Origin of the sequence: Rossellomorea vietnamensis (genome assembly GCF_025398035.1) — a bacterium.
GTDB classification, from domain to species: Bacteria; Bacillota; Bacilli; order Bacillales; family Bacillaceae_B; genus Rossellomorea; species Rossellomorea vietnamensis_B.
This window is the reverse complement of the sequence record NZ_CP104558.1, coordinates 4,096,955-4,114,183: the sequence shown is the minus strand read 5'-3', so window position 1 is coordinate 4,114,183 and position 17,229 is coordinate 4,096,955. Positions and strand designations below refer to the sequence as shown.

The following is a 17,229-nucleotide window of genomic DNA, read 5'->3' as shown; positions in this document are numbered from 1 at the left end:
GTGCTCATCCCCTTAACTTGATTTCTCCCGATGAGATAAATCCCCTTCCATTACAATCCTGCTTCCCTCTTCCCATAACTCAACAACGGTAAGACTGGTATCATGGATGAATGGAGGTTCCCATAATCTCTCTAAGGGAAGGTTTTTGAAATAAGCTAGCAATGTTTTGATGACAACAGAGTGGGTAACGACTAAGATATTTCCTGAATCGTAGATCTGACGAATCGAGCTCATACATTTCAATACTCTGTCCCTTACTTCATCAAAGCGTTCTCCACCCAGTGGTTGATAAAGATGAGGCGTATTCCAAAATGAGTGAAACTCGTCGGGATGGTTCGCTTTAATGTGTGAAACCGTTTCTCCCTCCCAAATCCCCATATTGATCTCTCTCAGTCTTTCATCCAGGATGATCGGAATTTCGTGGTTACCCCTTATTAAGTCTGCCGTCATTTCGGTTCTTTTACTTGAACTTGAATAGATGGCCTCGAACTCAACCTCTTTCAGTCTGTTTCCTAAACGCGTTGCATGTTCCTTCCCTTTCTTCGTGAGATTTGAATCTCTCCAGCCCTGTACTCTTTTTTCCGTATTCCATTCGGTTTCTCCGTGCCTTGTAATATATAAAGTTAGCAAAACAATCCTCCCCCTTTAAGCAGGTATGAACTAGATCACACCGAATCTCTCCAATGCAAAAGTGATTCCATCTTCACTGGATTTTTTGGTCACATAATCTGCAACCCTTTTCAATCTGTCACTACCATTTCCCATCGCAATCCCAAGACCCGCAAGTTCCAGCATATCCACATCATTATCCCCGTCACCGAAAGCGATGGCTTCAGATGGTTGCAAATCATAATAATCTAATACTTTCTTTATGGCTAATGACTTTGACACATCTTCTTGCAACACATTCAAAACGTAGGGATGCCATCTTCTGAAGGTAAGATGAGGAAACCTCTGTTGATATGATTTCACCACTTCATCCGTTGCAAATAAACACATCAAGTAGACATCCTGTTCACCAATAAGATCGGCCCGCACAGGATATTCATCCAACGATAACGTTTCCTTCAATGCCCGGGTTATTTCTTCTTCCTCCACTCCGTTCATACAGAAGCTTTCGGTATAGAAAGAAAGGCCATGCTTGCCATGGGCAAAATCCACAATCTCTTTTACCAGATTCCGGTCCATGGGAACTTGATGAATCACTTTTTCGTTATGTTTGACATAGCCGCCATTTGCTGTGATGAACGTATCGATTCCTAAATCCTTTATCTCCTGGCACATGGATAAGGGTCGTCCCGTTGCTGCCACCAATTTGAACCCTTTGTTCTTTAGTGTATGTATGACGTATTTCGTCTTATCTGGTATGCTTCCATTTTCGTGATGTGTAATCGTTCCATCGATGTCAAAGAAAACGATTTTGTACTTCATCTGTCTCCTCCCTGAACTAACAGTTTTATTACTGACAATTCCAATTATTCCAGTTTACTGACAACAACTCAATATATAGTGATAAAAAAGAAGCTTATCATTAGAAATTGATAAGCTTCTCGCCTCACACGTGATGAATATCTCTTGTTTCTTCAATCTGTTCAAGATGCCCTTTGGCATGTCCCGCTACCATCTTGATCATTCTCCTGACGGTAAGCTCACCCTGGTCTTCCGTTTGAATTTTTCTATCGAGGGAGTCCGGTAAGCTCTATCATCCACCTTTAAAACCAATCTAGGCTTTACACTTTGCATATCTTCACTCCTACGAAAAATTTAGTATCCTAACTAACCCTGGTACCTTGATGAAACACCATTTGCCATCTCTCATCTGCCCATTTCCAAATCGAACTTCTTAACGAATGTTGCTCCGTTTCCTCATTGAAAATTCTATATGTAGCCAATACAATTTCATCCGATAATGGATGGACTTCAAAGTGATCCATTGTCATCTTCACTACCCCAATACCTTCTTCGCTGATCTCCTCATCTTGATAAAGAAACTTACCCGAACTCCCAATCTCAAAAAAACCTTTTGCAAGAATCGGGGTAAGCTCTGTTTTGGATGAGCGAATTTCTGGTTTTAAAAGAATTGATTCCAGCTGATGTAGTTTCTTTTTTATGTCTTCATTTATCACTCTCCATTCCTCCTTTCGACTTCCCTAATTGAATCTCATACTTATCTAATACCTTCTTAATAACGTCATAATCCGAAATAACCATGTTATAGATCCATCTATAATGATCTTTCTTCAAAAAATCCACTACTTCTTCGTATTCGTTCTTCTCCAGCAATACAGAAATTGCATCAAGCTCGAGCCAATTGATGATGATGTGAAGATATGTAGAAAACTCATCCCTTGCACCATTAGGATAGCCTACCGGAACTGTTGGATAGATGATTTTCAATTCTTCTACTGCGTCCTTCATTCTGGGAAAATGCTGAACGGCATACCAATGGATTTGTTCGTGTATAAATGTAGAAAGCAAAATATCTCCTGAATGTCTGGTATTTAACGTTAATACCGGGTGACTATGAGGATTATCAGCTGATTCGTTAATGATTACCGCATCTGTAAAGAAATAATTCTTCAAATTATACTTTCTTATTAAAAAGTACAATTCTGTTCTAACCCGGATCTCATTAACCGTGCTTTCTTTACAAGTTATTTGAATGCCCTCTGAGCTATTTCCCACTGCTACTCACCAAAATATCTCTTATTTCCATAATAGAAGACACAATTGCATACGGAGTATGATCCGTTGGCTTTTCTTCCCCTCTGAAATTCACCCATATCGCTTCCATTCCTGCTTCCATGGGACCAACTACATCATGCGTCCACGAATCACCTATGAATATCGTCTCTTCGGGTTTCTTATTGAATCCTTCTAGAGCAATCTTATAGATTCTTGAATCAGGCTTTCTAAGACCTAATGGTTCTGCATGGAATATTTTATCCTGGCTGAATATATCCCCTAACCCCATATTGAGTAGCTTTTGTTGAGGGTCATAAAGTCCGTTCGTAACAATTCCAACTTCATAATGCTTAGTCAGTTCATTCAATAAATTTAATATGTATTCGTCAACCGTTATAAAGTTCATACTCCTGTTAATAAAGAGTGATTCAAGCTGATCAATTTCCTCAATGTCTGCTCTCACGTCAAAGGAATCAAGGGCACCCTTCCATCTTTCTCTTTTAAATTCAAATGTAGTTAGTTCACCACTTACAAGTTTATCGATTAGAGATCTTGGAGGTTGTTTTATTTTCTTCAAAAATTGTTGTTCATCCATTTCCTTTGTCAAAGAATGTTCGGCAAGCGTCTGAACCAGCCCATCGTCAAACCATGAGGAATTTTCAAGAAGCGTGTCATCCAGGTCGAATAGAAGAAGGCTATACTTTTTCGTTGGCTTATCTGTCAGATTCATAGGAACCACTCCTTACGGATGTAACCGTCCCATCACCACAGTATCGTAGTAACGTCCATCCGATAATAATTTATCACTCTTCAATACTCCTTCAACTTCAAACCCGTTATTCTTATAGAGCATGATGGCTTTTTCATTGGTTTCGAGGACATTCAAAGTGATCTTCTTAATGTCGTTGTCATCTGCCCAGCGTATGCTCATCTTTAATAGATTTTTCCCGATGCCGTATCCCCAGAATTCCTGTAATACACCTACACCGAACTCTACCTTGTGAGCAATCCGCTTTAATGATTTCCCTTCACATCTGGAGAAGCCTGCAATCCTGTCCTCGACTTCACATACGAGGAATAGGTTTCTTGGACTCTCTGTATCTTCTCTGATTATATGTTTAAAACCCGGCTCATCTATGTACGCCTCACCTTTTACCCTATCCATGTTTTCTGTCTCTCCATCGATTTGAAGCCGGACTTCTGACAGTTTCTTAGCATCTTCTTCTCTTGCTGACCTTATGATATAAGGTAGATTACGAATATGAAATTCTATTGTATTAATGACCATTCGTATCTCTCTCCCAACTTCGATGATAAACCTATATCCATTATCCAATAATTTCTAATTCACAACAACACTATTAATCTGTTTGAGAAAAAGTTTGGAATTCAAATTTCCGACAAACAGCTCATTAATAGTGAATGTTGTTTAGACTGAGATCCAAAAAAAATAAAATTCGAAAGCTGAGGTCTAGTCCCCCAAAAAACTCCTGAGGATCTGGCCCCAACTAATCTTAACTGATTTAACCTGATTTACTTTTTTGATACATGTCCTACTTCTGAACGAACAAACCTATTAAAGATTCTTTAAAATATTTCAGAAACAACTCTTGAATAAATAAAAACAATCCCCATCCGAATATTCCGATCCCAATTGATAAAAATAGATTAATCGAATGCTGAATCGCTACATATACGAGTACCAGAAGGAAAGCAGTCGCCGGGAATCCCCAAAGGACCCCTAATGCAAATTTGCTTATTTCAGTGGATTGTTCGCCTTGAACGTACAGCCAGATAATACTCAGTAAACTTACTAAAGGCAGTGCTGCGATTTTGCCTCCGTATGAAGGAAATCTTCTTGAAATTTCAGTCACCACACCTATAACGACTGCCGATACAATAATTTTCGCCATCACGTACATTCTTTTGCCCTCTTACTTAGTATTTTGAGGGCTTGTTCAACCAGTTCTTCTTCATCGTCGTTCAGTTGCTCCAGAACCTTCCCTAGCTTTTCTTCATCCAGGCTTGTATTCCTATACAAAACCTCTTCCCCTGATTCTGTTAAACTCAGGATTACTTTTCGTTCATCAAGGGGATCTCTCACCTTCACTAAATACCCTTTTTCAAACGTTCTCTTTACATGCTCTGATGCTGTATTATGAGAAACTTGTAAGTATGAAGCAATTTCATTTACCCCAACTCCTGACTTCTTGTCTACAAGTTGAAGAATACGAACCACCTGATGAGAAATTTTTTCTCTATGGAGATAATGCAAATGAAAATAAATATCCGTCCAATACTGGTTTAACAACATAACTTTATCTTTCAATAAGAACACCCCTTTGTATCGTTAGTAAAAATTATATCGTAATATACGATATAAAAGAAAGGGTTTTATTTTTTATATAGAAAAAAGCTGAAGACCCTTTTTGATCCCAGCTTTTCACGCCTCACTATTCACCTCTGCGACGGCCACGCCCCCTGCATCTTCCTCAATTGCATGATCTGACCCGTATGGTAAGCATCATGCATCATGATGTCCAACAATTTCTCTTCAAGAGAATTTTCTTCAAGCATTTCATCCGTTGTTTTACTAAGCGCTTCCCTTAAGCGACCATGGGCCGATTCAACACGCTCAACGACTGCTCCCCATTCCTTGTCATCATTTATTTGTTCCGTTAGATAGAAAGTATCATTGCCATCGAGAGCTTGAGTCCATTCACGGCCTTCCAATTGTGCCGTCAGTCTTTCTTTGTAATAAGTAAGGTGATTTACATTCTCCCATATGGTTTTCGCTGCTTCTCCATCCGGTCTCCAACAAGCCTGTTTTGCCGTGAGCCCTTCAATTGCTGGTTTTAACGGTGCATACCAGCTTTCCTGGTCGTATGTTGTGTCGAGCATTCTTAAGAGTAGGTCTGTTCGATTCATTTTCGTCTGCCTCCTTTATAATGTCGTGCCATTGATAGTATTTCATCATAAAAGGATGAACTCCTTCTTTTAAAATACCTTCTTTATCACATAAAGTTTTCCCTCAAGGAAAATAGTAAGACCATCTACAAAAAAGGAGACCCACCAAATGAAAAAAGCATTCATCCTGACCATCGTCCTCTTTCTACTTTTTCCATTAGCCACATCTGCAGCTCCATTCGCTCAAGTGAAAGCTGCTTTTATCAGGGAGGGGAATGTGTGGACCTTGGTAGATGAAAAGGAAAAACAGCTAACCAATACCGGTAATGTTCACTCTAAGCCCAAATGGTCGACCGACGGCACCCTTATCGCCTATCAAGTAGAGACATTAAATGAAGGACAGTCAGAACTATGGACCTACAACCTCCACACCGGACAAAAGAAGCGAATTTCATATAATGGCACCTCACCAGGGTGGGCTCCCCATAAAAACCATCTAGCTTATATAAATAATGGAATCTTAGATATCTCTGACCTCAACCGTTTCTACAACATCGCAACCGGGGTCAGTGATTACACTTGGATTCCGGACGGAAGTGGATTCCTTCTTTCTTCATCGGGAACCCTCAACCCCGATGGATGGTCAAGTGCCTCTTTGTTTACTAAAAAAGCCGGCGATAATTTTAAGGATATTGTTTTGTTCGGAGGCGTGGAGCCGTTTTTCACACTACCTAAAGAAATCGGGACAAATGAACAAAACAAACTGATTGCCGTCAATGCAGAGGAGCTGACCTATTCCCCGAGCGGCAAGTGGATTTCGTTTGTCGTATCTCCTACCGCTTCCTGGTCCATGGACAGCGATATGGTCTGTGTCATTGATAGTCTAGGGAAGAATTTCGAGGTGTTGGACGAAATGATTTTACAGGTAGGACAGCCCAAATGGTCATCTTCAACCGATACACTAGCCTATATCGCAGGCGGCGGAAGAATCGTGTTCGGCTTCAAAAATAAGGACTTAAAGCTAAAAGAAATGCCTGCGTCAGGGACATACACACCTGCCGATTACGCTGACCTTGATTTTGATTGGATGACTGACAACTCACTGGTCGTGTCGAGGATCAAGGAACAAGAGTGGACGAACGACTTTAGCAAGCATCCGCTGCCCGTCCTTTACACCTTGAATATCGATTCGAAGAAACAAACGAAGATAACGAGTCCTCCAAAAGGGTATGGTGATTATGCTCCACAGTATATCCCATCCATTGAAAAACTCGCTTGGTTAAGGGGAAAATCCCTCACTGATACAAAAAGGGATCTGTGGATTGGAAATGCGGATGGGACTGATGCTATGGAGTGGGTTAGGGATATAGAGGAGATTGTATTTTACCCTGGTTGATTCATCAACGGTTAGTGATATTACGGCCGGGATGTCGTTGCATTTCTTCCTGAAACTTCTTATAAAGGAAATTCGACATCCTGGCACGATTATGCGTATTCTCGCATGATAAATCCTAAACCCGCATGAAAAAGACAGATCCCGCTTGATTCATCCCAAATCCCGCATGAACTTCCAGCGAAGGAGGTTCCTAACAGAGAAATCATCACAGCAAACGGTCTAGATGCGGGTCCTGGCCCCCATTCCCAGCTAAAAATAGCCATCTTACGGTCTTAAATGGGAGTTTGGCATCCAAACCATACCTAAAAGTAGGTATATATCTTCCATCACATTCAATTAGCAATCTCCATCACCACCACATCAAACAACTCCCCATCCGCATAAAGCACAAACGCCCATTCCCCACGTTCCGGAATGGTAACAGACGATGGTGCATGAACATCCGCACCATTGTTCTCCCCGCCAAGAGGGATCGTCCAGCTTTCACCGTTATCCAATATAGGCTGCACGGTTCCTGAATCTCTTTGATAAGCAACCACCGTTAAATCAGAGGCGTCCGTATCCCATAGATGCCACATCCACTTTTGCCCGTTCAAACTTGGCATGTCAGCGCCGATGATACCCGACTTACCTCCATTCCCGGTCATATTCGTTCCAAAGGTCGTCGCCTTTCGATCCCAGTCGATATGATGAATATCACTTTCTTGTACGTATTCAGGTATATCTTCTGGCAACGTGACAGGACTCTCTTCCTCCACATTAACGACGACATTACCGTAAACCTTGCCATCAAGATAGACTTCATACCTCCACAATCCCCCGTATGGAACCTGAAAACTGGCCGTGAAGCGCTGCATGCTTGAGTACCCTTTTGAAGGTTCCGTTATGTTTTGCGGCTCCATCACTTCTATTCGTTCCCCTGTTTTTTTATGAGTTGCCGATATAGATAGTTCTTTCCCTTTGAATGTGTCAAAAGGTTCTTTGAAACTGAAAATATATCCATATGCCTTACCCGCATGCAGATCGGGATCAGGTAAGATGCTAAATAGAACGTTATGATTCTCCTTGTAATCGTGATGAACTTCCCATGTGTTGGGACTGCCGTTAATCGAGCCGTTCTTATTAACCATCAACTCTGTTGAAACAAAGAAGCCTATTAAACAAAGGGCTACAGTCGTCATGATGAAAATCATGAATGGATTAGGGCTTTTTGTTTCCACTGGATGATGAACGGCACGCCGAATCTTGCTTTCTTGAATTTCCGTGAAGTGCCTGCCTTTGAGAGTCGTAGAATCCATCGCTTTCTTCAACTCTTTAAGCTTATCTTCCATCATGCTCCCACCTTTCCAAGCTACTTTTCAGCTTCATCCTGCCTCTGTTCAACCTGGTTTTGATCGTGTTGCCGTTCAGACCTAACAATCCTTTGATGTCCTCAATGGAACATTCTTCATAATAATAAAGAATGATGACTTCCCGATATTTTAGGGGCAAATCGAGAACGCTCTTTGAAAGAATCTCTTCCTCGCTTCGCTTCACCAAGCTCATGTCAGGCAACGGTTCCTTTGATGTGAAAATGGAGTAAAGGCTTGAATTCATCACAACTCTCTTAAACGCAGAACTCTTCAAAACATCCTTTGATCGATTGATCACCAGTCGATAGATCCAAGCTTTGAATGAAATAATCTCATCTATTTTTTCATAATGCCTGAAACATGTGATGAAGACATCCTGAACGATATCTTCAGCCACCCCCCAGTCCTTCACATAGTTATAAGCCAATTTCGTCAGCCGTTCGCCGTACTCATCCATGATTCTTTCCAGCCAGGCATCTCGGCTGTCTGAATGATCGTCGTTCTTCACCTTTCTCACACGTTCGTCACCTCATTCCCTTATATTGCTAAGACGAATTACTCTTTGTTTGGTTTCATTTTTTAAATAAACTTCCTTTAACTGCATTCAACACACATGGAGAAGTATCCTTTGATTAATCCAGAAAATAACATATACTTTTAATAGATTAAAAGGAGGGGAATATACGTGGCTATTTACCATAAAATCATCGGAGAAGGATTTCCCATTGTAATGGTGCATGGGTGGACGCTGGATCATCAGGCCATGATGCATGCAATGGAACCGAACTTCGAGAACCGCACCGGATGGAAACGGATTTACATAGATCTGCCTGGAATGGGGAAATCGGAAGCAAAACCTTCCATCAAGAACTCCGACGATATGTTGGGAGCTGTGCTGGCACTACTGGATGAGTTGATTCCCGATCAACCCTTCATCGTGTGCGGATATTCGTATGGGGGCTATATGGCGAGGGGAATAGTAGAGGCTCGACAAGATAGAGTTCGAGGCTTAATGCTTCTGGCACCCATGGTAATACCCGATACGGATAAAAGAGAACTGCCGCAGCAAATCGTATTGAAAAAGGACCCTGACTTACTATCGAATCTTTCCTCACTGGAAGCAGAGGCTTTTTCAGCGATGGGAGTCGTGCAGGGTCAGAGGGAATGGGAAAGGTTCCGTGATGACATCCTGCTTCCTTCCACTCATACGAATGAGGAATTCGTAAATAGGATCCGGGAAAATGGCTATGGCTTCACCTTCGAGCTTTCACATACACTTGACTGTCCAACGCTGATCCTCACCGGACGGCAAGATCATGTAGTCGGATATCAGGATGCGTGGCGATTAATCGAGAATTATCCAAGGGCAACCTTCGCCGTGCTTGATATGGGTGGTCATAATGTGCAGATTGAGCAGGAGGATCTATTCGATTCTCTGGTACAGAACTGGCTGGACAGGTTGGAAAAGGATAGGTAACAGCAAAAAAGGACCATGCAACGTGGTCCTTTTCCTTTTTCCTCACCCCATCCAATCCCAATTCTCCCTATCCTCCATATCCATATGCCGTGGAATTCGATCATGCGGCACCTCTCCCTCATCGTCCAAATAATAATGCCTGATGGGATTCAAGTCATCATCCAATTCATACACGAGGGGGATGCCATTAGGTATATTGAGACTGACAACCCCGTCATCAGGGATATGATCAAGGAATTTCACTAATGCCCTGAGCGTGTTTCCGTGAGCGGATATGATGACACGTTTATTGTCCCGGATGCTCGGGACAATCACCTCATGCCAATAGACGAGTGCCCTCTTTTCCGTATCAAGGAGACTTTCCGATAATGGCATATTCTCCTTGCCAACCGTGGCGTATTTCGGATCGGAGAGGTTGCCACGATGCCCCTCTTCTGAAATCGCTGGTGGCCGGACATCGGCAGACCGCCTCCATTCATGAACCTGCTCTTCGCCGAATTGTTCCGTCACTTCATCTTTATCCAGTCCCTGCAGACCCCCATAATGCCGCTCGTTTAATCTCCATGATTTATATACTGGAATCCAGACCAGGTCCATTTCGTGCAGAGCGATCCATAAGGTCCGGATCGCCCTTTTCAAGACCGAAGTATGGGCAACATCGAAAATGAACCCGTGTTTCTTCAGGACCGCCCCTGCTTTTCTTGCTTCTGTATAGCCGTCATCGGTCAAATCCACATCCGTCCAACCGGTAAACCTGTTTTCAAGATTATAAAGGCTCTCGCCGTGTCGAAGGAACACAAGCTTCTTCATGTTCATCACTCCAGATCTTTTTTTAAAGTATGTGCATCCCGGAATAGAAATATTGAGTAATTTAGGAAGTATTGTACCAAAATAGGAATAACCAATTTCGGGAGGAGACGATGTAATGTTCAAACAAAACGCTGGTGAAAAGTTGATTGATCTTTTGATTGAATGGGGAGTCGACCATATTTACGGGATGCCCGGGGACTCCATCAATTCCATTATAGAACCACTTCGAAAAAAACAGGACAAAATCAAATTCATTCAAGTTAGGCATGAGGAAGCAGGGGCACTGGCCGCTGCCGCATATGCGAAATTAACGGGAAAACTTGGTGTGTGCACAGCGATTGCAGGTCCGGGAGCTATCCACCTCCTCAATGGATTGTATGATGCCAAGCTCGATAAAGCTCCGGTGTTGGCCATCACAGGTCAAGTAGAAACTGACCTTTTAGGGACGGACTCTTTTCAAGAAGTGAATCTTGAGCGGATGTTCGACGATGTGGCCGTGTATAATCAGCGCATCATGTCCGCAGATCAGCTTCCCGCCGTCGTCAATCAGGCGATCCGGACGGCCTATGCGAAAAAAGGGGTATCCGTCCTAACCATCCCGGATGACATCCCCCGTTTTGAAGTGGGTAAAGAAGCACGTGTGACGTCTCATTTTTCAGTAAAGCAGAACATTGCGCCTCTTCCTGAGGATTTGCAAAGAGCCAAAGAACTAATCGAGGGTGCCGAACGACCGATCATCCTTGCGGGAAAAGGCGTCCACGGGCACCGGGAAACACTACTATCTTTTGCTGAAAAAGTCGGGGCCCCTATCGTGTTGACCCTGCCCGGCAAAGGGGTTGTCCCTGATAAGCATCCATATTGCTTGGGAGGTCTCGGCCTGATCGGGACAAAGCCTTCGTATGAAGCGATGCAGGAAGCCGATATGCTCATGATGATCGGGACCTCATTCCCATTCACCGGATTCCTGCCTGACAGTGCCAAAACGATTCATATTGACATTGACCCGTCCCAAATCGGAAAGCGCTACCCGGTTGATGTCGGTCTCGCCGGGGATGCCGGTACTTCCCTAAAGTGGCTGACCGAACATATCGCAAGGAAAGAAAATCGAACATTCCTGGAGAAAAATCAGGAACGCACGAGCAAATGGTGGGATAACTTAGAATCACAAGAGGAGGATGGATCGGTCCCGCTCAAACCGCAGCGACTGATTCATGCCCTTAAGGAAGTTGCATCAGACGACGCCATCCTGTCCGTTGATGTCGGAAACGTAACGGTGTGGATGGCCCGGCACTTCCCGATCACTAATCAGTCCTTCATCATTTCGAGCTGGCTCGCGACCCTCGGCTGTGGTCTTCCGGGTGCCATTGCCAGTCAAATCGCCTATCCGGATCGACAGGTGTTCGCGATATGCGGCGACGGCGGTTTCGCCATGACGATGGCGGACTTCGTCACAGCAGTCAAGTATGACTTACCCATCATCGTAGTCATACTAAACAATCATAAAATCGCCATGATCAAGTTCGAGCAGGAAGTAATGGGGAATATCGAATTCGGCACCAACCTCCAGAACCCTGACTTCGCTAAATACGCTGAAGCCTGCGGTGGAGTCGGATACCGCGTCGAACGCCCGGAGGACATCCTTCCTTCACTCCAAAAGGCGATCCAACAAAAGAAACCATGTATCATCGACGTCGTCGTAGATGCCGACGAAGCACCAATGCCGGCGAAAATCCAGTTCTCCCAAGCTGCCGGCTACACCAAACACATGCTCAAACAACTGTTTGAAGAAGGGAAATTTGACCTTCCACCACTATAAGAGGGACGGACCTTGGTCCGTCCCTCTTATTATTCGTCCAAGGCGACGAGGTTGATTTTTGCCATGAAGCCATCGGGTTCTTCTCTTTTCATGATGTTGGCGTATTTTTTCAGGAAGGTGATGTCTTGTGATTTTTCTGTTATGGAAACATTCCCGTCACTGTTGGAGAGGTTTTTACCAAGGGGACCAAGGTCCTCTTGTACATCTTCATTTTGCTTTCTCGGATCGAGAACGATTTCCAGTCTATAACGTTTGTTTTCATCCGGCCTTGGAATTGTGATCGATTCAATTGTCCCATCCTTCTTCACTTTGACAATGCCAGAAGAGGCGACAGTGTCCAGTGGTTCGATAGCGTTTCGGATGATTTGAAGGGACGTCGCGTCATTGGGATAGGGTTTTAATTGAACATCCATGACTGCTCCTTTCGGTAAAGTGGTCTCACCGCGTATAAGGAGGGATTTCTTGAATAGCTGCACCTTTGCATCCAACTTCAATGCTTCACTTGGCCTTTGTACGACCTGTTCCACTTCACTCTTCTCTTTGCTTTCATCCACCAAAATCACCCGACACCCAGCTATCATTGGAAGGACACATAGCATAACCAACACCCACTTCCTACGCCAACCCTGCATATCTAATTCACCCTCTAACTTAACCAGTTTAGTTAACTCCCATTATACCTCTTTCACTTCCAATAAAAGTAAATAAATCAAAAAAATCATCCAGATCGATAACCGACCTGGATGATTTTCTCTGCCTAAAGTGAGACGATGATTCTCTTATAGTAGTTCAACATACCCTTCTGTCCCATGCACCCTGATCGTCTGTCCATCTTGTATCCGCTCGGTCGCACGTTCAATGCCGACGACAGCCGGCAGTCCATATTCCCGTGCAATCACCGCTCCATGGGTCATCAGTCCGCCAACTTCAGTGACTAACCCTTTGATGGAGACAAATAACGGTGTCCAGCTCGGATCGGTATAAGGGGTAACCAGGATATCTCCCTCTTCCAAATCCGCGTTTTCCATATTGACAATCACACGTGCCCGTCCCTCTATCACTCCTGATGAAACAGCCAGACCGGCTATGGCACCTGCGGGAAGATCTTCCCGTTTGTATTCACCGGTGATGATTTCACCGTCCGACGTAATCACGCGTGGCGGCGTTAGTTTTTCATTGTAGTCGTACTCTTCTTTTCGCTTACGAATGAGATTATCCTTCGACTTATTGGTTTTCACCAAGTCCTGTAATTCTTCAAACGTAAGATAGAAAATGTCCTCTTTTTCTTTAAGAATATTCATTTCTGCAAGCCGTTCCGCTTCTTTTAATAATGCCTGCTTATAAACGAAATAGCGGTGAATCATTCCGTATTTCGGATATTCCCGGTAACCGGTGAAATGCCGGATGATGTCGATCCTTCTTTTCGTCTCTTTTACCTTTTGTTCACCATCTGGTAATGAGCTTAACCGCTCCAGTAATTCTCGTTCTTTTTCTAACGCTTCCAGCCGCCCTTGCTCAAATTTACGTTTGCTCTCCTTCGGTTCAAACTGATGGATGTTCCTGAGGATCATTGGGACAATGATTGTTGGCTTTTCACTCCAGCGCATTCTCGAAATATCGATTTCTCCGCTGCATCTCATCCCATATTTGGAGAGAAAGTCTTCGATGGCTTCCCGGGCTTCTTCCCCACCCTCGACTTTCATCAATTCATCCAGGAAATGGTCCTCTTTTACCTGGTGCAAATAATCGATGACTGCCTGACGCGGCCGTATCACATCGGCTACGTCCATCAATGCCAAGCCCATTTCAGACGTGATATTATTCGGGACCGATTGAGACAGTATATCAGCCACATTTTTTTCTCCCAACCACTCGTACATATGATCATTGATCCAGAATAAAGCATCCATCGCGACCATAATGACCCGGGAACTCTCGGGATCAAATAGAATCCTTTTTAATTCCTTCATATCTTCTAAGATGAAATCGATTAACTCCGATCCCTTTTTCGAATGGATGGTTTGTTTCAACTGTTCGATTGAGTCTTCACTTTTCTTTATAAGTTCCGTAACGATGGCAGGTTCGGGGTCGATTGGATCGACTCCACCTTTCCTTGGAGCAGTCATAACATCATCCTCTACCGTTTTGATGAAATTTTCCCTCTCTACAATCGTTATGAGAGCATCTTTTATTAGTGGTTCAGATTTGCCCATTAATTCAATGAACGATTGTCTGCTTGCAGGTGATGCTAACCGAGGTGTGCAATCCACAAACAATCTACCACCGGCAATTTTCATCGGTGCAGGGGTCGTTAACAGGAAAAAGGACAACCCGAGGGGCTTCATCGCATCAGTCATCATTTGCTGATGGCCGACGGATAAATACACTCGATTCTCCCCATCAACCGCTTCCGGAATCGGATATAAGGTGGTGATCGGCCTACTTTGCACAATGTAAAAGGTGCCATCTTCCAAACACCATTCAATATCTTGTGAACAGTCAAAATGCGCTTCAATCTTCCTGCCGATTCGGGAAAGCTCTACAACCTGTTCATCCGTAAGGGCCGCTGCCTTTTGCTGATCAGGAGGTATAGGCTTCGTCTCCGTCCCTCCACCGTTCACCCCATAGATAGCCAGTTTCTTCGTTGCAATCTTCTTATCTATGATGATTCCATCCTGTACTTTATAGGAATCCGGTGTAACCAAGCCGGACACGAAGGCTTCTCCAAGGCCATAGCCTGCTTCGATCGATACCACTTTCCGATTGGAACTCACGGGGTCAGCCGTAAAAAGAATACCTGAAACCTGCGGGGATACCATCTTCTGAACGATAACGGAAATGTGAACCTCGCTGTGATCAAACCCATTTTGCATACGGTAAATGATGGCCCGATCCGTGAAAAGGGATGCCCAACACTTGCGGATATGCTCCAGGATGGAATCCTTGCCGATCACATGAAGGTATGAATCCTGTTGCCCGGCAAAGGAGGCATGAGGCAAATCTTCCGCCGTGGCACTTGAACGGACAGCATAGGCATGTTCCTCTCCAAACCGGGAGTGATAGTGCGTAACGGTTTCCACTACATCTGAAGGAATCGTTATATTCAGGAGGAATTTCCGAATCTCCTTGCTGACTTCCCCTATTTGATTCCGATCTTCCGGTTTGAGCTTGGATAACCTCGCCAGCAATGTGTGATACGTCTCGTTCTGTTCTACCGCTCTCCGAAATCCAACCGTCGTCACACTGAAACCGTCCGGCACCTGTATCCCTTGAATCTTTGATAACAATCCTAGATTCAATCCTTTTCCACCTACAAGTGAAAGCTCCGATTGTTTCATTTCCTGAAAGCTGAGAACCAATGAATTCATCCTGCCACTCCCCTTATCCATCAATGTTCTTTGATTTTAGCAGTACTGCAGTGGAAGAAACAGTCTATAATGAATTTTTTTAGCGTGGTATAATAGAAGTAGGAAGAGACGTTTGGGTTGTAGAAAACCTACGAATAAAGATGATAAAAGCTCAGAGATCATAGCTCTGAGCTTCTTTAAATACAACTTCATATTGGTCATTCAGCTAAACGTGTTATGCTTCTTTAACTCTCGTTTTAAGCTTCTTTCTCCCCACCACGTAATAAACCAAATACCCCAAGATATTAAACAAAGCAAACACCACTATCCACCCAATATTTAATCGTCTTTGATGATACGCGTTAATCGTTGCCCAAATCGTAAACAATGTGATATAAATCGCCATTCCCGAGAACAAAATGATCGACATCAAATCGCTCATATGTCTTGTTTCCATTTCCACATACCACTGTTTTCCATCCCCGTTTCCATATGGGAAGAAATCAGCCTGTAGCCATTTTGGACTCCACACTTTTTGTTCGTAACGGTATTCCGGCTTCGCATCCCTGACATAATCAAATACCATATTAGTATTCTTAACACTGCTTACATCGTAAATTTCAACATTTGCGATTTGATCTGTCCCGTCTATTAAGCTATTTATTTTATTTTTCATGTCATCAGAAACGCTGGTTTTATCCTTTAGGATAGTTGAAACTTGTGTAGCTACTTCAGAATTTTCATTTGCATTTTCTTCTTCAAGTGACCATAAATATCCGAATGCAGAAACGGTAAAAAGAAGGACAGCCAGTGCAAGGTAAAGGACCCATTTAGCGAACGATTTTTGAGCCTTGAAGAGCTGTCCTACAATCGAACGCATTTCCTGTTCTCCCCCAAAACGTTCAATGGCCACATCAACGGCTTCTTGCTCGCCCATCCCTTCTGCTCTTAGTTCATGAACAGCCTCCAGTAAGTGACTTTTCATCTCAGCCTTCAATTCCTGAATTTCTTTTCGATTACCCCCGATATGTTGATAAACAGAATCTACATATGCATCAATCTGTCTCAAGGTTCTCTCCCCCTTCGATAAAGGTATCAATGATTTTCTTTACGAATTGCCACTCTTTGCGCTTTTCCTCAAACCCCTCTTGGCCTATGGGGGTAAGCGTATAATACTTCCTTCTTCCGCCCGGCCCCTGCTCATCACCCCAATAAGAAGAGATCCATTGGTTTTTTTCTAACCTTTTCAATGATAAATAAAGCGTACCTTCTTTTAATTCGAATTGGTCTCCACTTTTTTCACGGACCGTTTTTGCCAGCTCATAGCCATACATATCCCGGCTATTCAGAAGCGAGAGAATCAATGTATCGATATGACCTTTTAAGACCTCTTTATTAATTTCCAAATTTTACACCCCCTTACATATTTATATAATATA

Annotated in this window: 19 protein-coding genes; 3 read left to right on the top strand and 16 right to left on the bottom strand. The window is 43.4% G+C overall.

Annotation, left to right across the window (positions count from 1 at the left end; translation table 11 throughout):
• Window positions 1–12: 12 nt before the first annotated feature.
• From N5C46_RS21100 to N5C46_RS21060, 9 genes are all read right to left on the bottom strand, one after another.
• Entirely contained in the window at window positions 13–630 is a 618-nt protein-coding gene (locus N5C46_RS21100; RefSeq protein WP_261750131.1) for a histidine phosphatase family protein, read from the bottom strand.
• A 30-nt stretch (window positions 631–660) separates the two neighbouring features.
• A complete protein-coding gene (locus N5C46_RS21095) occupies window positions 661–1,431 on the bottom strand; it encodes a Cof-type HAD-IIB family hydrolase (RefSeq protein WP_261750130.1) in 771 nt (256 codons plus the stop codon).
• 341 nt (window positions 1,432–1,772) lie between these two features.
• Window positions 1,773–2,126 (bottom strand): nuclear transport factor 2 family protein, encoded by a 354-nt coding sequence (locus tag N5C46_RS21090; RefSeq protein ID WP_261750129.1) that lies wholly within the window; start codon window positions 2,124–2,126, stop codon window positions 1,773–1,775.
• On the bottom strand, window positions 2,116–2,583 hold the full coding sequence (locus tag N5C46_RS21085; protein WP_261750128.1) for a hypothetical protein: 468 nt from the start codon (window positions 2,581–2,583) through the stop codon (window positions 2,116–2,118). Before N5C46_RS21085 ends, N5C46_RS21090 begins: the two co-directional genes overlap by 11 nt.
• 91 nt (window positions 2,584–2,674) lie before the next feature.
• Window positions 2,675–3,415 carry an HAD family hydrolase gene (locus N5C46_RS21080; protein ID WP_261750127.1) on the bottom strand — a complete coding sequence of 247 codons (741 nt, stop codon included), beginning with the start codon at window positions 3,413–3,415 and terminating at the stop codon, window positions 2,675–2,677.
• 12 nt (window positions 3,416–3,427) lie between these two features.
• A complete protein-coding gene (locus N5C46_RS21075; protein ID WP_261750126.1) occupies window positions 3,428–3,973 on the bottom strand; it encodes a GNAT family N-acetyltransferase in 546 nt (181 codons plus the stop codon).
• A gap of 265 nt (window positions 3,974–4,238) precedes the next feature.
• Window positions 4,239–4,607 (bottom strand): DUF3147 family protein, encoded by a 369-nt coding sequence (locus N5C46_RS21070; RefSeq protein WP_261750125.1) that lies wholly within the window; start codon window positions 4,605–4,607, stop codon window positions 4,239–4,241.
• Window positions 4,598–5,014 (bottom strand): MarR family winged helix-turn-helix transcriptional regulator, encoded by a 417-nt coding sequence (locus tag N5C46_RS21065; RefSeq protein WP_261750124.1) that lies wholly within the window; start codon window positions 5,012–5,014, stop codon window positions 4,598–4,600. The genes N5C46_RS21070 and N5C46_RS21065 overlap by 10 nt, the downstream gene beginning before the upstream one ends.
• 128 nt (window positions 5,015–5,142) lie before the next feature.
• Window positions 5,143–5,613, bottom strand: coding sequence for a DinB family protein (locus tag N5C46_RS21060; protein ID WP_261750123.1), 471 nt, complete (start codon window positions 5,611–5,613; stop codon window positions 5,143–5,145).
• Window positions 5,614–5,761: 148 nt separating this feature from the next.
• Between N5C46_RS21060 and N5C46_RS21055 the strand changes: the two genes are divergently transcribed.
• The gene (locus tag N5C46_RS21055) at window positions 5,762–6,988 is read left to right on the top strand and encodes a TolB family protein (protein WP_261750122.1); all 1,227 of its coding nucleotides are present in this window, start codon (window positions 5,762–5,764) and stop codon (window positions 6,986–6,988) included.
• A gap of 332 nt (window positions 6,989–7,320) precedes the next feature.
• Here N5C46_RS21055 and N5C46_RS21050 read toward each other — a convergent pair whose 3' ends face one another.
• Window positions 7,321–8,319: a DUF4871 domain-containing protein gene (locus N5C46_RS21050; protein WP_261750121.1), complete on the bottom strand. Its 999-nt coding sequence runs from the start codon at window positions 8,317–8,319 to the stop codon at window positions 7,321–7,323.
• On the bottom strand, window positions 8,309–8,857 hold the full coding sequence (locus tag N5C46_RS21045; RefSeq protein ID WP_261750120.1) for a sigma-70 family RNA polymerase sigma factor: 549 nt from the start codon (window positions 8,855–8,857) through the stop codon (window positions 8,309–8,311). Before N5C46_RS21045 ends, N5C46_RS21050 begins: the two co-directional genes overlap by 11 nt.
• Window positions 8,858–9,025: 168 nt before the next feature.
• Here N5C46_RS21045 and N5C46_RS21040 point away from each other — a divergent pair, with 168 nt between their 5' ends.
• On the top strand, window positions 9,026–9,817 hold the full coding sequence (locus N5C46_RS21040; protein ID WP_261750119.1) for an alpha/beta fold hydrolase: 792 nt from the start codon (window positions 9,026–9,028) through the stop codon (window positions 9,815–9,817).
• Between the two features lie 42 nt (window positions 9,818–9,859).
• Here the strand turns inward: N5C46_RS21040 and gpmA are convergent, their stop codons facing one another.
• Complete coding sequence (gene gpmA, locus N5C46_RS21035; protein ID WP_261750118.1) at window positions 9,860–10,627, bottom strand: 2,3-diphosphoglycerate-dependent phosphoglycerate mutase; 768 nt, start codon at window positions 10,625–10,627, stop codon at window positions 9,860–9,862.
• 115 nt (window positions 10,628–10,742) lie between these two features.
• On the opposite strand from gpmA, the gene N5C46_RS21030 reads away from it, so the two are divergent.
• Window positions 10,743–12,443, top strand: coding sequence for a pyruvate oxidase (locus N5C46_RS21030; RefSeq protein ID WP_261750117.1), 1,701 nt, complete (start codon window positions 10,743–10,745; stop codon window positions 12,441–12,443).
• A gap of 29 nt (window positions 12,444–12,472) precedes the next feature.
• Here the strand turns inward: N5C46_RS21030 and N5C46_RS21025 are convergent, their stop codons facing one another.
• The 4 genes from N5C46_RS21025 to N5C46_RS21010 all read right to left on the bottom strand — a co-directional run bounded on the left by N5C46_RS21025 (window position 12,473) and on the right by N5C46_RS21010 (window position 17,196).
• Entirely contained in the window at window positions 12,473–12,997 is a 525-nt protein-coding gene (locus N5C46_RS21025) for a hypothetical protein (RefSeq protein WP_261750116.1), read from the bottom strand.
• Between the two features lie 225 nt (window positions 12,998–13,222).
• A complete protein-coding gene (ppsA, locus tag N5C46_RS21020) occupies window positions 13,223–15,811 on the bottom strand; it encodes a phosphoenolpyruvate synthase (protein WP_261750115.1) in 2,589 nt (862 codons plus the stop codon).
• A 214-nt stretch (window positions 15,812–16,025) separates the two neighbouring features.
• Window positions 16,026–16,859: a permease prefix domain 1-containing protein gene (locus N5C46_RS21015; protein WP_261750114.1), complete on the bottom strand. Its 834-nt coding sequence runs from the start codon at window positions 16,857–16,859 to the stop codon at window positions 16,026–16,028.
• On the bottom strand, window positions 16,846–17,196 hold the full coding sequence (locus N5C46_RS21010) for a PadR family transcriptional regulator (RefSeq protein ID WP_224519311.1): 351 nt from the start codon (window positions 17,194–17,196) through the stop codon (window positions 16,846–16,848). The genes N5C46_RS21015 and N5C46_RS21010 overlap by 14 nt, the downstream gene beginning before the upstream one ends.
• Window positions 17,197–17,229: the final 33 nt, after the last annotated feature.

Bases quoted from the DNA above. Each gene is read 5' to 3' on its own strand.
- N5C46_RS21095 (WP_261750130.1), bottom strand. From the start codon at position 1,431: ATGAAGTACAAAATCGTTTTCTTTGACATCGATGGAACGATTACACAT.
- N5C46_RS21080 (WP_261750127.1), bottom strand. From the start codon at position 3,415: ATGAATCTGACAGATAAGCCAACGAAAAAGTATAGCCTTCTTCTATTC.
- N5C46_RS21075 (WP_261750126.1), bottom strand. From the start codon at position 3,973: ATGGTCATTAATACAATAGAATTTCATATTCGTAATCTACCTTATATC.
- N5C46_RS21070 (WP_261750125.1), bottom strand. From the start codon at position 4,607: ATGTACGTGATGGCGAAAATTATTGTATCGGCAGTCGTTATAGGTGTG.
- N5C46_RS21060 (WP_261750123.1), bottom strand. From the start codon at position 5,613: ATGAATCGAACAGACCTACTCTTAAGAATGCTCGACACAACATACGAC.
- N5C46_RS21055 (WP_261750122.1), top strand. From the start codon at position 5,762: ATGAAAAAAGCATTCATCCTGACCATCGTCCTCTTTCTACTTTTTCCA.
- N5C46_RS21050 (WP_261750121.1), bottom strand. From the start codon at position 8,319: ATGGAAGATAAGCTTAAAGAGTTGAAGAAAGCGATGGATTCTACGACT.
- gpmA (WP_261750118.1), bottom strand. From the start codon at position 10,627: ATGAAGAAGCTTGTGTTCCTTCGACACGGCGAGAGCCTTTATAATCTT.
- N5C46_RS21030 (WP_261750117.1), top strand. From the start codon at position 10,743: ATGTTCAAACAAAACGCTGGTGAAAAGTTGATTGATCTTTTGATTGAA.
- ppsA (WP_261750115.1), bottom strand. From the start codon at position 15,811: ATGAATTCATTGGTTCTCAGCTTTCAGGAAATGAAACAATCGGAGCTT.